This window comes from Sphingobacterium endophyticum, from assembly GCF_009733535.1.
GTDB lineage: Bacteria > Bacteroidota > Bacteroidia > Sphingobacteriales > Sphingobacteriaceae > Sphingobacterium > Sphingobacterium endophyticum.
In genome coordinates, this window is the sequence record NZ_SMMI01000006.1 from 233,925 (window position 1) to 249,378 (window position 15,454).

Annotated in this window: 11 protein-coding genes; 8 read left to right on the forward strand and 3 right to left on the reverse strand. The window is 38.4% G+C overall.

Translation table 11 applies throughout. From position 1 onward, the window contains the following. Positions 1-603: a Crp/Fnr family transcriptional regulator gene (locus E0Y80_RS10220; protein WP_156307567.1), complete on the forward strand. Its 603-nt coding sequence runs from the start codon at positions 1-3 to the stop codon at positions 601-603. Between the two features lie 14 nt (positions 604-617). Here the strand turns inward: E0Y80_RS10220 and ctlX are convergent, their stop codons facing one another. Together ctlX and E0Y80_RS10230 are read right to left on the reverse strand one after the other, a co-directional pair. Continuing rightward, a complete protein-coding gene (gene ctlX, locus E0Y80_RS10225; protein WP_156307568.1) occupies positions 618-1,532 on the reverse strand; it encodes a citrulline utilization hydrolase CtlX in 915 nt (304 codons plus the stop codon). A 2-nt stretch (positions 1,533-1,534) separates the two neighbouring features. Next, positions 1,535-2,449, reverse strand: coding sequence for a dimethylarginine dimethylaminohydrolase family protein (locus E0Y80_RS10230; RefSeq protein ID WP_156307569.1), 915 nt, complete (start codon positions 2,447-2,449; stop codon positions 1,535-1,537). 477 nt (positions 2,450-2,926) lie between these two features. Here E0Y80_RS10230 and gcvP point away from each other — a divergent pair, with 477 nt between their 5' ends. Continuing rightward, positions 2,927-5,800: an aminomethyl-transferring glycine dehydrogenase gene (gene gcvP, locus E0Y80_RS10235; protein ID WP_156307570.1), complete on the forward strand. Its 2,874-nt coding sequence runs from the start codon at positions 2,927-2,929 to the stop codon at positions 5,798-5,800. A gap of 89 nt (positions 5,801-5,889) precedes the next feature. Continuing rightward, on the forward strand, positions 5,890-6,165 hold the full coding sequence (locus tag E0Y80_RS10240) for a CBU_0592 family membrane protein (RefSeq protein WP_156307571.1): 276 nt from the start codon (positions 5,890-5,892) through the stop codon (positions 6,163-6,165). 6 nt (positions 6,166-6,171) lie between these two features. Here the strand turns inward: E0Y80_RS10240 and E0Y80_RS10245 are convergent, their stop codons facing one another. After that, complete coding sequence (locus tag E0Y80_RS10245) at positions 6,172-6,765, reverse strand: TetR family transcriptional regulator (protein ID WP_156307572.1); 594 nt, start codon at positions 6,763-6,765, stop codon at positions 6,172-6,174. Between the two features lie 265 nt (positions 6,766-7,030). Between E0Y80_RS10245 and E0Y80_RS10250 the strand changes: the two genes are divergently transcribed. The 5 genes from E0Y80_RS10250 to E0Y80_RS10270 are packed head-to-tail and all read left to right on the forward strand — an operon-like array spanning position 7,031 to position 15,413. Continuing rightward, positions 7,031-10,279, forward strand: a complete 3,249-nt coding sequence (locus E0Y80_RS10250) for a SusC/RagA family TonB-linked outer membrane protein (RefSeq protein WP_231596010.1) — start codon at positions 7,031-7,033, stop codon at positions 10,277-10,279. Between the two features lie 24 nt (positions 10,280-10,303). Continuing rightward, positions 10,304-12,103, forward strand: a complete 1,800-nt coding sequence (locus tag E0Y80_RS10255; protein ID WP_156307573.1) for a RagB/SusD family nutrient uptake outer membrane protein — start codon at positions 10,304-10,306, stop codon at positions 12,101-12,103. A gap of 8 nt (positions 12,104-12,111) precedes the next feature. After that, positions 12,112-12,960, forward strand: a complete 849-nt coding sequence (locus E0Y80_RS10260) for a metallophosphoesterase family protein (RefSeq protein WP_156307574.1) — start codon at positions 12,112-12,114, stop codon at positions 12,958-12,960. 3 nt (positions 12,961-12,963) lie between these two features. Beyond that, on the forward strand, positions 12,964-14,478 hold the full coding sequence (locus tag E0Y80_RS10265; protein WP_156307575.1) for an endonuclease/exonuclease/phosphatase family protein: 1,515 nt from the start codon (positions 12,964-12,966) through the stop codon (positions 14,476-14,478). 8 nt (positions 14,479-14,486) lie between these two features. Next, complete coding sequence (locus E0Y80_RS10270) at positions 14,487-15,413, forward strand: endonuclease/exonuclease/phosphatase family protein (protein ID WP_156307576.1); 927 nt, start codon at positions 14,487-14,489, stop codon at positions 15,411-15,413. Positions 15,414-15,454 lie beyond the last annotated feature (41 nt).

A 15,454-nucleotide genomic window follows, 5' to 3' on the forward strand; every position in this document is an offset into this window, starting at 1 on the left:
ATGGACAAGACGGAACTGTTGGAAAGTAATTTCTATAAATACTATACGGAGAAGGCTTTATTGGATGACAATGATTTTGAGCAATTGCTACCTTATATTGAATTTAGGGATCTTGCCCATAATCAATATATATTGAGAGCAGGAGAGGTATGCAAACATTTTTTATTTGTAGATGAGGGACTGTTGCAGTTTTTGTCATTGGATGAGAAGGGGGTTGAACATATTTTACAATTTGCTCCAGAAAACTGGTTAATGGCCGATCGTTCAAGTATGTATTTCGACGAGCCATCGCTCTATTATATTAAGGCTATCGAGCCCAGTAAGGTAGTTTTTTTGCATCCCCAATTTTTTTCAGAAGCAGCGAAGTTAAGGTTTGAGTTTTCGAGGTTTACGGAAAAATCACTTCAAAGAAGCATTTACTATCTACAACGTAGGATTAATTCTTTGTTGGCGATGACGGCAAAGGAGCGATACCTGGAGTTCATCGAGTTGTATCCAAATTTATTGTTGCGTGTTCCTCAGTGGATGATAGCTTCATATCTTGGCATTACACCAGAAAGCTTAAGTCGAGTTCGTCGCGAAATAGCGAAAGATAGTTTCTAATAATGTGATGTTTTCTAATGGAAAACCTCAGCTATCATACACCTTGCACTTCCACCACCATATTTTTCGATGCTAAACAAAGGAGCGTGCAATAACTTAGCATGTACCTCCAATAATTCTATCTGATCGTCTGAGAATGAATCAAATGCTTGCGAGCTCATACAGATAATCGGGTCGCCTTCCACGTTTTTGACCTCTAAAATATTACCAGCAAAGTGATTCATCTGTTCCTCTGAAATTTCAATAATTTCCTTCCCTGTAGATTGTAAAGTGGATCTTACTAGATTTCTTTCTTCGGCATTCCTGATAGAATCAAGGCAGATGACACTAAAATTAGTTCCTACTGCCATCATAACATTGGTATGGTAGATAGGAAAGAAAGTTCCATTCACTGTTTGGGTTGCATGGAATACCACCGGCTTCAAGCCTTGATCTTTACAGAAGATATGGAAAAGTTCCTCATTTGCTCTTTCCGATAAGGAGCAGTAGGCAATTTTATGTACTCGGTCTAGGACTATAGAACCAGTTCCTTCCAGGAATTTATTCGCGTTTTCGTAGGCGGTATAGTCCTGAATAGTTTCAAAATGAATACCGGATTGGTCCAATTTCCCCAAGTAATTCAAGAGCCTTTCGTTTCTCCTATTTAGGGCAAACATAGGGTATAGGATAGCCTTATTGGTATGAAAAGAAATGACATTGTTTGGGAAAATACTATCCGGAGTATCCAGTTTTCCGGGATCTTGAACGACAAATACTTTTATAGCAGCAGCTTTTAGGATCTTTACGAAGTTATCAAACTCAGCAACAGCAAGGTCTGATAATCTATCTGTTCTTTCATTTTCAGCTTGAAAGAAGTTATTGACAGCTGTTTCTTCATTCCTGCGGAAGAAAAAAGGCCTGACCATGAGAATTGTATTGGTAGTTTGCATGATTATTTACGTATTAAAGGTAAAGTAGAACAACGGAGTAGACCTTCTTGTTTTCCGATTTCGTGATAAGGGATCTCTTCAACGATTATATTCTGTTCCCTTAACCAGTTATTTAATCTGGTGAATTTCTGTTCACTGACCACGACGTTCGGGGCTATAGAGAATACGTTTGAGAACATTTCGTACATTTCATCTGCAGTAATTTTAAACAGATTATTGTCGGGGAAAAGGTCCAATAGGAATTGAAGTTCCTCAGGATTACGAAATCCACCCGTGTATATGATTGCTTTGTTTTCAGCTACAGGTTGAAAACAACAATCTAAATGAAGCGCATTTTCCCGTGGATTTTTCATTGATTTTATCAAGTCAAAACTTATGACGGTTTTATTTGGGAAGGTGTTTTTTAAGAAATTGACACCAGCGGTATTTGTTCTTGCGGTATTGATTTGAGAATAATCACTGTCAGTATAGGTTCCGACGAAGATATAATCCTTCCAGAGGATTACATCTCCCCCCTCCATGTGGACATTTTCTGGGGCGGTAATAATTTTACTGGGGTCGATCTGGTCTAAAATATAGAGGATTGCTTCCCATTCGGATGCCCGTTCCGGCAGAATATTAGATTTGATGAAGAAATCATCGATCACAAAGCCAATATCTCTAGTAAATATTTGGTTTAGGTTTTCAATGGTATCGGGTCTATATACCTCGACACCGTATCGATTTAGGACATCTTTAAAATGGGAGAGTTCATAGACCATGTCAGATTCGACAGGATAAGTACCGGCAAGTATATGTTCGAGGGATTTTGGGTCATAAGCCTCTTCAGCTGTTGGGGTTGGACCATTGCTATTCGCAATACCTAAAATCACAGCAGAAAGTCGCCCAGTTTCATTCCTCACGTTTAACTTAAGCATAAATTTATAAATTGATTCAAGCCTAAATTAGTAAAGATTCTCATTTTAAATAAGAGTATAAAAATTATTGTAAATATTTAATTTTAAGAGCTTTAATAATAAGATTAAAGCATTGAAGTAGTGGCTTTTTATGCGGATAATTGAATGTTTTTGGCGAATATTTGCCTTTTTTTTAATAGTTAAGTCATATTGATTATGAATTAAAGGGTGAAGAAAACGATATTAATTTCTTCATTTAAAACAAAAGGTTGGATTGACTAAAACATTGATAATTTATTAGGGGAAATATTATATGTTATTTAAAAAAATATGCAATCGATTGATGTGATAATAAAAGTGTTTGCGAGTGCGGGGTACATAAAAATTACCCTTAAAATCCGTATCTTTGCACATCTAAATTTTCAAACAGGAAATATGAATGAATAATTTGGATAACAGATAGTTAATCAGTCTCAAAAGTTAGAATCAATACTTAAAATGAGTAACGTATTTTACCAAGAAAAATTTGAGGATCGTCATAATGGTCCAAGCCCTGCTCAGGTAGAGGAAATGTTAAATGTGCTTTCAGTAGGTTCCGTTGATGAATTAATAGATCAAACGGTTCCTGCGCAAATCCGTAAGAAGCAAGCATTAAAACTTCCTCCAGCTCTAAGCGAAGTTGCTTATTTGGAAAAAATCGCTCAAATAGCGGAAAAGAATAAGGTTTTCAAATCCTATATCGGACAGGGATACAATGATGTAATCCTACCTGCTGTTATTCAGCGTAACGTTTTTGAGAATCCAGGATGGTATACACAATACACTCCATATCAAGCTGAGATTGCACAAGGTCGATTACAGGCATTGTTAAACTTCCAAACTATGGTTTCAGACCTAACAGGATTGGAAATTGCCAATGCATCCTTATTGGATGAAGCTACCGCAGCAGCAGAAGGAATGTTTATGTTGTACAGTACGCGTAAGAATAAAGATGCGAATGTGTTTTTGGTAACTCCAAATGTGTATCCGCAAACATTAGATGTACTTCAGACAAGAGCAGTTCCATTTGCTGTTGAGATTCGCGTAGCTGATATTACCGTTGAGAATTTGACGGATGATGTATTTGCTACCTTCCTTCAATATCCTGCTGCAGATGGTACGGTAAATGATTATAAAGAATTTACGGCATATGCACATGATAAAGATATTACAGTTTGCGTAGCGACTGATTTAATGTCTTTGGCATTATTGACTCCTCCGGGAGAATGGGGAGCGGATGTTGTTGTAGGAAACTCACAACGTTTCGGAGTACCGATGGGATTTGGTGGACCACATGCTGCTTTCTTTGCTACAAAAGATAGCTATAAACGTAATATCCCCGGAAGAATTATTGGGGTAACCTCTGACTCGAATGGTGAATATGCATTGCGTATGGCACTTCAGACCCGTGAGCAACACATTCGTAGAGACAAAGCATCTTCGAACATTTGTACAGCACAGGCTTTATTGGCAATTATGGCTTCATTCTATGCGGTTTATCATGGACCTAAAGGAATTAAGAACATTGCTCAACGAATCAATGATTTGACTAAATTGGCTGACAAAGCTATACAAGCATTAGGCTATAAACAATTGAATGAATCTTACTTTGACACATTGCGTTTCGACGTTGGTGAAGAATTGGTAGGATTGAAGAGCGAAGCCTTAAACAACGAATTGAACTTCTACTATCAAGACGGTGTTGTAGGAATCTCAATTGATGAGACAACGACGTTTGCTGATATTGAGACTATCGTAAAGGTATTTGCTAAGATTAAAGGAAAGTCAACAAATGATGTTGATTTAGATGTTTTCGTTAAGGAGATAGGTACTTCCATTCCTGAGCACTTAGAAAGATCGTCGGAATACTTAACGCATCCAGTTTTCAACAGTTATCATTCTGAAAGCGAAATGTTGCGTTATATCAAATCATTAGAGGCAAAAGATCTTTCTTTATGTCATTCTATGATTCCATTGGGTTCATGTACGATGAAATTAAATGCAACGACTGAGATGGTTCCAGTTACCTGGGCACGTTTTGGAGGTTTGCATCCATTTGCACCCGTAGACCAAACTACTGGTTATATGCAATTGATTAATGAGCTTAATGATTGGTTATGTGAAATCACAGGTTTTGCTAAGATGTCCTTCCAGCCCAATTCAGGAGCTCAAGGAGAATATGCGGGATTAATGGTTATTCGCGCATATCACTATAGCCGTGGAGATTTTGAGCGAAATATTTGTTTAATTCCTGCTTCAGCACATGGAACTAACCCGGCATCTGCTTCAATGGCAGGGTTGAAAGTTGTGGTAGTTAAATGTGATGACCGTGGAAATATTGACGTTGAGGACTTAAAGGCAAAAGCTACAGAGCATTCTGCAAACTTAAATTCCTTGATGGTTACCTATCCATCTACACACGGTGTCTTTGAAGAGCCAATTGTAGAGATCTGTAATATCATCCATGAACATGGAGGTCAGGTTTATATGGATGGTGCTAATATGAATGCTCAAGTAGGATTAACGAGTCCGGGCTATATTGGTGCTGACGTATGTCACCTGAATTTACATAAGACATTCTGTATTCCACATGGTGGAGGAGGTCCAGGAATGGGTCCAATTGGAGTAGCTAAGCACTTAGTTCCATTCTTACCTAACCATGAAATCATTGAGATTTCAGGCGAGGAAGGGATCTCGGCAGTTTCTGCAGCACCGTTTGGATCAGCTTCTATCTTGGTAATTTCCCATGCATACATCGCTATGATGGGTGGAGAGGGATTAACAAATGCTACTAAAACAGCGATTTTAAATGCGAATTATATCAAGGCTAGATTGGAACAACACTATCCGGTATTGTACGCGGGTTCAAATGGACGTTGTGCACACGAGATGATCTTAGATTGCCGTGGATTTAAAAATGCTGGAATTGAGGTTGCAGATATTGCTAAGCGATTAATGGATTATGGCTTCCATGCTCCAACAGTTTCTTTCCCAGTTGCAGGTACACTCATGGTAGAGCCTACAGAATCTGAGTCGAAAGCCGAATTGGATAGATTCTGTGATGCGTTGATCGGCATTCGTTCCGAGATCGCTGCGGTTGAGAACGGAGAAGCAGATCAGAAAGACAATGTATTGAAGCATGCTCCACATACGGCGAGAGTTGTTACAGGAGACGAATGGGATAGACCATATTCACGTCAAACTGCTGCATATCCGATTGAATATTTGCGCATCAACAAATTTTGGCCATCTGTTGGTCGAGTTAACGATTCACAAGGGGATAGAACCTTAATCTGTTCTTGTCCTCCAATGGAAGCTTACGCAGAGATTTAATCGCTCTAAAATAAAAAACTTAATATAGCCTTTACTCTAAATTGCTGAGTAAAGGCTATATTAGTTTATAATACTTACTGCCAAATATTATGAACGTAGAAAACCTTGTATCCATTATTGGTTGGATTGGAGTAACCTTTTGTACAATTGGATTTTTATTGCTGAATACTAGAACTGTTCGTTTTGATTCATGGATTTACCAGGCAATAAATGTCATTGGAGGATTGGGTCTGGTCACCAGTGCACTTTACTTCCGTGATATGCCGAATATAACCTCGAATTCCATTTGGGTAATCATAGCATTATATGGACTCTTGAAACCTTATTTTAGTAGAAGAGAAAGTCGGAGGAAAGGTGTTGCCTAGGAATACTTAGATCTTTAATGCTCTAAAGGCATATTGCCGATGAATTTTAAGCTTTTCTTCATATTCTTCTTTCTCAGAAACAAGGCTTAAATAATAATAAGCCCCATCAACAAGGACATAAATTAAATCTGCCATTTCTTCAGAAGAGTCAATATTTATTATTCCCGCTTCTTTGCACCTATCCAAAACTTCGGCAAGGTGGAAGCGTAAGGAATCTTGCAGTTTCTTAAATTTTGCCTTAATCTTCTTATCTCTAAAACCCATTGCATAACAGCTATAGAAAATACTATCATTGAATAGGGCGTTCCATTTTTTAGAGAACAACTTATCAATTAATTGTATAAGGTAACCTTTAAGGTCTTCCTCTGCAATTTTCTGTCTTTTGTATATGACAAGATATTTTTCAAGAATGTAATCAATCAGGGCATAATTCAGTTCCTCCTTATTTTTGAAATAGTGAATAATTAGACTAGGGTTGATATTCATTTCAGAAGCAATCTTAGCAATAGAAGTATTTTCTAAACCTTCTTTTTTTGCGACCAGATAATATTGATGAATAATCTCTTTTTGCCTTTCGTCCTTTAAACTATTTCTACCCATGTTACATTGTTTTATATTGAATGGTTGTTCAATTAATATAAATAAAGCCTAATATCAATAGATATTTTTAATTTTTGAAAAAAAATCTTTGATTAATTTTTTTATTCCTCTAATTTAGAGGAAATAACGGGGAAATCCTCTAACCAATTTAAAGCGTACAATTCTTAGCAAACTAAACTTAAACACATCTTTATTTTAAGATAATATTGAATTAACATCGGGAAATTACTTTTGAAGTTTGAATGAATGTTCAATTAATTTATAAATGATAACTAACCATAATCTAAATCATTCAACATGCAGCATGTTGATTAGAACCTTGTTCGTACTACTGGTATGGATTATTCCAATTTCATTGATGGCACAGGAGACTTCGGTCACCGGAACAGTGTCAGATGTAGATGGGAAACCACTTACTGGAGTGAGTGTAATTGTTAAGGGGACCAATAAGGCGACATCCAGCAATAACGACGGACAGTTCAAAATTGAAGGAATTAGCAATAACACGATGTTAGTATTTAGGTACCTCGGGTACAAAACACAGGAAGCTATTTCTAAACCTGGAGATGTATTGAATATAAAAATGGAGACTGATGCCAGCAACTTAGATGAAGTTGTAGTAGTTGGATTTGGTACAAGGAAAAAGATTAATCTAACGGGTGCAGTGGATCAAATATCAGGAAAGCAATTAGAGTCTCGGCCTGTAACAAATATCATGCAAGGTCTACAAGGAGTGAGTCCTGGGTTGAACATTACCTATGGTAACGGAAGTCCTGGAGGCATTCCAAACATCAATATTCGAGGTACAACCTCTATTAATGGGGGAAGCCCGCTGATTGTTATTGACGGTATTCCAGTATCAGACAATTGGGATATGATCCGATTAAGTCCAAGTGATATAGCAACCTATACGGTATTGCGGGATGCGGCATCTGCGGCGATTTATGGTGCTCGCGCAACCTACGGAGTTATCTTAATCACAACAAAGACAGGTCAACAGGGGCGTCAAGTCGTATCCTATAATGTAACTTCATCATGGGGAAGACCAACAGAGATGCCGGATCCAGTGACTGACCCTTATATTTTCTCAAGACTCCTTGAGATTTCCACAGATAATACACCATGGGATTATGTGAACTATAGCGATGCGCATTATCAATGGGCGAAGGAACGTTCAGAAAATCCATCCCTACCAGATGTCAGGGAAAATCCTGATGACCCGACTTTGTGGGCATATATGGGCGGAAACAACTGGAACGACTACTTTCTGCATAAATCTTCTTTTTCACATGTACATTCCTTGACATTTTCAGGTGGTGCACAGATTAATAATAGACCCTTAAATTATTACCTGTCTGCGGACTACACGAAGGAGAATGGTTTAAATAAGCTGGCATCTGATTATTGGCAGAGAAAAGGTATTCGAGGAAGGTTTTCATTTGCGCCGATGTCATGGTTGAAGGTGGATAATAATATGAATATCTATCAGACTAATAGGGACAGGCCAAATTCAAACCTAACAGATATTTATTATTTGCGACCTACAGATGTGGCGAAGAACCCAGATGGGACCTGGGGGAATAATGATGCAGGTCGGTTAGCTGCTCGCCTGGTAGACGGAGGAAAATTGAATGAGAATATGTTTGGGTTTCAAAATATATTCAATGCGGTTGGGACCTTTTTAAATGGGGATTTAACGGTTACAGGAGATGCAAGTTTTAAGCGAGAATATTGGAGATATCCAGATTATGCTAAAAAATTTAAGATTGGTTTTGGTCCGAATGATGTGCGAGAGGAAGGTGGAAATGGATATGTTCAGGATCGTAGGGGCGAAATCTATAATGATGTTTTCAATCTATATGCCAATTATAACAAGAAAATTGGGAAGCATGCATTAGGAGGTACTTTGGGGGTAAATCAAGAAGAGTACACTTATGCCACGACGACAGCTTATAGGGATAAATTAATATCCTCTACATTACCATATTTGGCACTTACATATGGTGATCCGAGGGTGAATGCTGCCTATAGTTCATATGCCACTCAAAGTGCGTTTGGTCGATTGAATTATACCTTTGACGACAAATACATTTTTGAAGCAACAGGCCGTTATGATGGATCGTCGAGATTTCCAAAAGATAGTCGTTGGGGATTTTTTCCATCGGTATCAGGAGCGTGGATTGTAAGTAATGAGAAGTTCTTTGAGCAAGTAAAGCCAACATTTTCAAATCTTAAATTAAGGGCTTCCTACGGTAGTTTAGGGAACCAGAGCGTAGGCGACTTTTCTTATATCCAAACGATGGGTACTGGTTTATCACCATACCTCATCAATGGGGCTCAACAGCAGGTTGTCACCGGAGCACCTCCATTAACCATAGATCCAAACACCTATACATGGGAAAATGTATCTACCATCAACTTTGGTACAGACATCGGATTATTCAATGACAAGTTTTTTACGAGTTTCGATTATTATGTGCGCGAAACATCCGGTATGTTGACCCAAGGGCAAGAACTGCCAGGCGTATTAGGAACAGGAGTTCCAAGACAGAACTCAGCAGATTTAAAGACGAAAGGCTGGGAGTTAAGCGTCAATTATAAAGACCAGTTTAATATTGCTGACAAGCCTTTCCGATTTGATGCAAAAGTAGTTTTATCTGATTCCAGGGCAAGAATTACGAAGTTTCAGAACGATCAAAGATTATTGTCCAATTACTTTGAAGGATATGAGTTTGGTACGATTTACGGTTTAGAGGGAGATGGTTTGTTTAAGAGCCAGGCAGAGATTGATGCCTTGGATGAAACGGCCATCGTACCATGGGGAGCGTTGAGTATCATCAATGGTTGGCCAAAATTCAAGGATTTGGACGGCAATGGAAAGATAGAGTTGGGGTTGACGGAGAAGGAAATGAAGGATCGTAAGATCATTGGTAATTCGGATGATCGATTAAGAATTGGTTTTAACGTGAATATGGATTGGAATGGGTTTGATGCATCTGTTTTCTTACAGGGAGTATTAAGGCGAGATTTTTATCCAAGGCATTATTTATTTTGGGGCCCATATCAACAGCCATATGCGAATATTTATCCATGGCATTTAGATTTCTATCGTGAGAATTCAGACACTCCAGAACAGCGGGCTAAGCATTCACAAGCCTATTTGGACGCCGGATTGGCGGACGCGAATCATGATGCAGCCTATCCTGTCTTACAGTCATGGTTAGCAGATGTAAACGATGGGAAAGGTTTGGCTATCCCAAATACGCAGTACCTGTTAAATGGAGCTTATTTAAGGATTAAAAATATCACATTGGGATATTCATTGCCAGCACATGTTCTGGAAAGATGGAAACTTGGCCGGGTAAGATTTTTCGTAACGGGAGAAAATATATTTGAATTCTCGGAGGTGAAGAAATACGTAGATCCGGAAGCTATTAATAATAATGCGGATAATAGTGCTTGGGCATACCCATTCCAGCGGAAGTTTGCTGCAGGTATTAATCTTGATTTTTAATGAACGACCTAAAAACAATATGTTATGAAACGATTTAAGTCTATATATATAATTCCAGTAGCCACGATACTATGCTTTTCGACAGCATGTAAGAAGGATTTTCTGGATCGTTTTCCACAGACACAGATTACTCCAGAAGTATTCTTTAACACTGAGGAGGACTTAGCCCTTTATATGAACGGAATGTTAAGCCTTCCAAATCGGAACACCTATTTAAATGATCAGTCTACAGACAATGCGGCTACAACAGCGGCAGTAGAGATTAAGAGTATGATGACCGGTAGTCCATCGTCACAAACGATTACAGGAGGATGGTCTTGGAGCCGTTTGAGAGATATCAATTACTTCTTGGAGAACTATCAGAAGGCTGCAGTCAGCGATGATATCAAAAACCATTATGTAGGTTTGGCAAGATATTATAGGGCCATATTTTATTCTAATATGGTTAACCGCTATTCGGATGTTCCATGGTACGATAAAACATTAAATCCCACAGATGAAGCCTTGAAAGATCCTGCTGCACCTAGGACAGAGGTCATGAAAAAGGTGATGGAGGATCTAGATTTTGCGGTAAAGCACGTTCGGGAAAATGTTCCAACGGGCACTCCGGGGAAATGGGCTGTATATTTTATGCAGGCAAAGATTGCCTTACATGAAGGAACCTATCGGAAATACCATGATGAACTTAATTTAAAGAATACGGCGAATGAGTTTCTTCAGGTGGCAGTGACGGCAAGTGAGGAGATTATGAAGTCGGGTAAATATGTGATCTTCAGTTCAGGAAAACCGGATCAAGATTATGCCACATTATTTGAGTCCTTAGATCTAACCAACAATAAAGAGGTGATTTTAGTCAATGCTTTTGACCAAGGGAAGAATGTCACCCAGAATGTTAACGGCGTAGTTTTTGGGGATTATGAGCAATCTCCTTCAAGGGATTTGGTTCAGACATACTTAATGAAAGACGGGAAGAGGTTCACGGATTTACCTAACTATTCAAAGTTTGGTTTTGTTGAAGAGTTTAAAAACAGGGATCCTAGATTGAACCAAACGTATATTTATCCAGAATGGAAAAGAGAGCCTGGTTCGACTACGTATGTTCAGCGCTTAAATAAGAATTTCACAGGCTATCATCAACGTAAGGGCTATGTGAACAGTACGGATCAAAACGTCTACAACAGCATTGATTTTCCGGTACATCGTTATGCTGAAGTTCTTCTGATGTTTGCAGAGGCAAAGGCTGAATTAGGGACCTTGACACAAGTGGATTTGAATTCATCCATTAATCTGCTGAGGAAGCGAGTTGATTTACCTGATTTAATGCTTGCGGAGGCGAATGGAAATCCAGATCCAAAGCTGAAAATGGACTTCCCCAAAGTTACCGGGACGAATGCTGGGGTGATATTAGAGATTCGTCGTGAACGTCGAGTTGAATTAGCCTTTGAGAATTCTCGTTTGAATGATTTAATGCGCTGGAATGCAGGAAAACTGTTAGAGAAAATTCCTGAAGGGATGTATTTTCCATCAGTTGGCAATTATGACCTTACGGGCGATGGAATTCCCGACATTAAACTAATTCCAGAAGGCCAGACTATTCCATCGGATCGGGAGAAGAATTCTTTGGGTGTGGCGTTAGTGTATTATACAATTGGAAAGTTTGATAGCACCGCCGGTGTTTATCTAAGTAATGGAACTGCTGGAGGAAGCATGGTAACTGACGTAAGAAAACGTACTTTTATAGAACCTATGTATTATTACAGGCCTATACCAGAAACACAAATGATTTTAAACCCTAATTTGAAACAGCCATTTGGTTGGAAATAACACTATTTATGAAAAGACTAATTTATTTAATTGTATTCCTTTTTTCGGTTTCGAGCGTATTAGCACAGAAGAAGTTTTCATTTGCTTATTTTACTGATTTACATTTGAATAAGGATGAAGCAAATCAATCCTTTAAGGGGTTAGAACAAGCAATTGGAGTAGCGAAGAAAAGCAAAGTTGATTTTGTTTTAACTGGCGGTGACAATGTTGATGTTGATGCGATGAAGGCAGAGAATTTGGAGCTTGCTAAAAGTTTGTTTCAACGCTATAAAGATATTGTCACAAATTCGGGTTTAAAATGGTTTTACACAATTGGAAATCACGATCGCTATTGGTTTTCAGAAGGGGAGCATGGATCAGGACTATTCAGTAGTTTCTTTGGTAAAACATATTATAGTTTTGAGCATAAGGGCTGGAAATTTATTACGTTGAACAGTACAGAGATTTGTAATGGAAAGTATTGCATTTCGGATGTACAGAAGAATTGGCTAATTTCTGAATTGGAAAAGACTCCAGCAGATCAGCCTATCATCGTGTCTTCCCATGTGCCATTTCTATCATTATATTACCCTGTTTTGGAAGGATATTATACCGATGCAGATACATTCATCAATCAAAAAGATGTTAGGAGCCTGTTTGATAAGCATAACTTAAAACTGGTATTGCAAGGGCATCAGCATCTATATGAGGAGATAAAGGTAAAAGGAGTTCAATATATCACTGCGGGAGCGATTTGTGCCGGATGGTGGGGCGGTTCCTTTCATGGAACAGAGGAAGGTTATCTGCAGGTCAATATTGATGGAGATGATTTTGGATGGGATTATATAGATTATGGCTGGGTGGTAGCAAAAAAATAATTGATGGTAAGGACTTTTTTCATTTTTGTTTTATTTACTTGGGCGATTCATTCTTCACTATTTGGTCAGGAGATTATTTTCAAAGAAGAATTTAATTCCCTATCGCAAGCCCAGGCAATTTCTGGAGTTCGGGGCAATGGATTGAACCTGACTCAAAGTGCAGAATATCGTCAGCGCCTGAGTTATGTGATCGATCAAACAAAATGGAAGAAGTCTTTTACTATTTCAATGTGGGTCAAGGGAGAGAAAGACTTCGAATCTTATAATCTTCTTGACTTGGAAATAAAATATGCCGATTCAACTATGTTGAATTGGAAGTTCAATAAGCAGGCTAACCATACTTGGGCATGGGAGCTAATCAAGGCGAAAAAGAGCCTTGATTATAAACCGGGTCCTACAAGGCAATTGATTACAGAAGGTTGGACGCTGATTAGTATGAGCTATGATTCCCAAAAGCAGGAGGTTGCACTCTACTATAACGGTAAGCAGGTAGCCATCTATTCATTGGAAGGAATGGAGCCAGTATCCGAAGTAGAAACCATAGGCTTAACGATTGGTGGGGAAAAGCAAGGAGATTTAGGAGAATGGGAAGTTTTTAATGGATATATTGATGATATAAGCCTTTATAATACCGATTTAAGCAGCGATCAGATTAGGGAGATTTACAATACATACTTTCCTTCAGAACGAGATCTTACTTTATCCAAAACGGTTGACAGCTTAAGGGTAATGACCTATAACATTTGGCATGGTGGAAATGAAACCGGAAAAGGTATAGGATATAAAAGGATTGCGGAGATAATCAAAGCATCCGCGGCAGATATTATCACGATGCAGGAAACCTACGGTTCAGGAGCGAGAATTGCGGATGAGTTAGGCTATTACTTTTATTTAAGGAGTAGCAACATTTCTATCATGAGCCGATATCCAATCAAGGAGACATTAAAGAGTTCTACGGCATTTAATAACGGGAATGCATTGATAGAAATTGGGAAGCAACTTGTTGTTGTATCTTCGGTGTGGTTAAATTACCCAGTTGATTATTGGTCAGAAATTGATAATGGCCGTCAAATGAATCTCAAAGAATGGATGGAAAAACAGGAAGGTAATCGAAGGACCATGGAGGGTATAATTCAGAGCCTTTCTCCTGAAATTGCTGCGAGCAATCGCGTTCCGATTATCTTGGGAGGTGATTTTAATTCGGGATCACATTTGGACTGGGTCGAGTCTGTAAAAGATAAAAACTCGGGTTATGTGATGCCTTTTCCTACCAGCAAGTACATGGAAAGTTTGGGTTTTAAGGATACTTTTAGGGAAGTGTATAAAGATCCAAAAAGATTCAGAGGAATCACTTGGACTCCCATCAATCCACATACCCATCAAGATCGAATCGATTATATATTTTTTAAAGGAAAGGGTTTAAAGACTCTAGATTCTAAGGTTATCGATACTCATCCTGTCCGCTATCCATCGGATCACGCTGCGGTATTGACGACATTTTTATTTATTAATCAATAGTAATAATTATGAAAAGAACGATCAGATTTATTCCAAGGTTAGTTTTAATGACCTTGATTTTAATAGGTAACATCCATGTTGGGTATGCAAAGACGAGTTTCAAGATTTTATCTTTCAATATTTGGGTCGGTGGAGACGGTTCAGGGTTTGATAAAGAGAAGAGCGTAAGGAACCAGTTGTTGGTTATCCGAAAATCGGGTGCGGAGATTGTTGCTTTTCAGGAGCAAACAAGCTTCAAATTTGGCGAACATTCAAGGGCCCAATTATTGGCGGATAGCTTGGGTTGGAACTGTATAATCATTGACAGGAGCCGTGCTGTAATCAGTAAATATCCATTAAGTAGGTTAAAGGATGATAAATCTCAGATTTTAAAAGTTGATATTGCTGGTAAAACATTGTTGGTGGGAGATGTGCATTTACCGGCATATCCATATGAACCCTATGATATTGCTGAAAAGAAGTTATCAGATGAAGCTTCTGCCATTGCTTCGGCACAAAAATCAAGAGGTAAGCAGATCCATTCTGTTGTAGATGAATTGAAAGGGTTTGAAAACTATCCCTGTGTTATTTTAGGAGACTTTAATGAACCCAGTTATTTTGATTGGACAGCGAAATACATGAAGGATAGAAATGATCCAAGACTTCCTTTTTCTGTAAAATGGCCTAGTACTTCACTGTTGGTTGAAAATGGGTTTTATGATGCCTACAGAAAGATATATAAGGATGTAAACAAGCGTCCAGCCTATACGTGGACATCGATACCTGGAGGATCTATAGAAAACGAGGTTTATGATCGGATAGATTTGATCTTTGCTAATTCCAAGGTTAAGACCAAATCAGCAAAAATAGTTGGTGAGAGTTCCGAGACTTCGGATTTAGTGATTTCAGAATGGCCAACAGATCATCGGGCGGTCCTTATGGAAATGAGTTTTTAAGGTAAGTTTTTCTTATTTTAGGTTTTCAATTAATAGATTAG

Bases quoted from the DNA above. Each gene is read 5' to 3' on its own strand.
- E0Y80_RS10220 (WP_156307567.1), top strand. From the start codon at position 1: ATGGACAAGACGGAACTGTTGGAAAGTAATTTCTATAAATACTATACG.
- ctlX (WP_156307568.1), bottom strand. From the start codon at position 1,532: ATGCAAACTACCAATACAATTCTCATGGTCAGGCCTTTTTTCTTCCGC.
- E0Y80_RS10230 (WP_156307569.1), bottom strand. From the start codon at position 2,449: ATGCTTAAGTTAAACGTGAGGAATGAAACTGGGCGACTTTCTGCTGTG.
- gcvP (WP_156307570.1), top strand. From the start codon at position 2,927: ATGAGTAACGTATTTTACCAAGAAAAATTTGAGGATCGTCATAATGGT.
- E0Y80_RS10240 (WP_156307571.1), top strand. From the start codon at position 5,890: ATGAACGTAGAAAACCTTGTATCCATTATTGGTTGGATTGGAGTAACC.
- E0Y80_RS10245 (WP_156307572.1), bottom strand. From the start codon at position 6,765: ATGGGTAGAAATAGTTTAAAGGACGAAAGGCAAAAAGAGATTATTCAT.
- E0Y80_RS10250 (WP_231596010.1), top strand. From the start codon at position 7,031: ATGATAACTAACCATAATCTAAATCATTCAACATGCAGCATGTTGATT.
- E0Y80_RS10255 (WP_156307573.1), top strand. From the start codon at position 10,304: ATGAAACGATTTAAGTCTATATATATAATTCCAGTAGCCACGATACTA.
- E0Y80_RS10260 (WP_156307574.1), top strand. From the start codon at position 12,112: ATGAAAAGACTAATTTATTTAATTGTATTCCTTTTTTCGGTTTCGAGC.
- E0Y80_RS10265 (WP_156307575.1), top strand. From the start codon at position 12,964: ATGGTAAGGACTTTTTTCATTTTTGTTTTATTTACTTGGGCGATTCAT.
- E0Y80_RS10270 (WP_156307576.1), top strand. From the start codon at position 14,487: ATGAAAAGAACGATCAGATTTATTCCAAGGTTAGTTTTAATGACCTTG.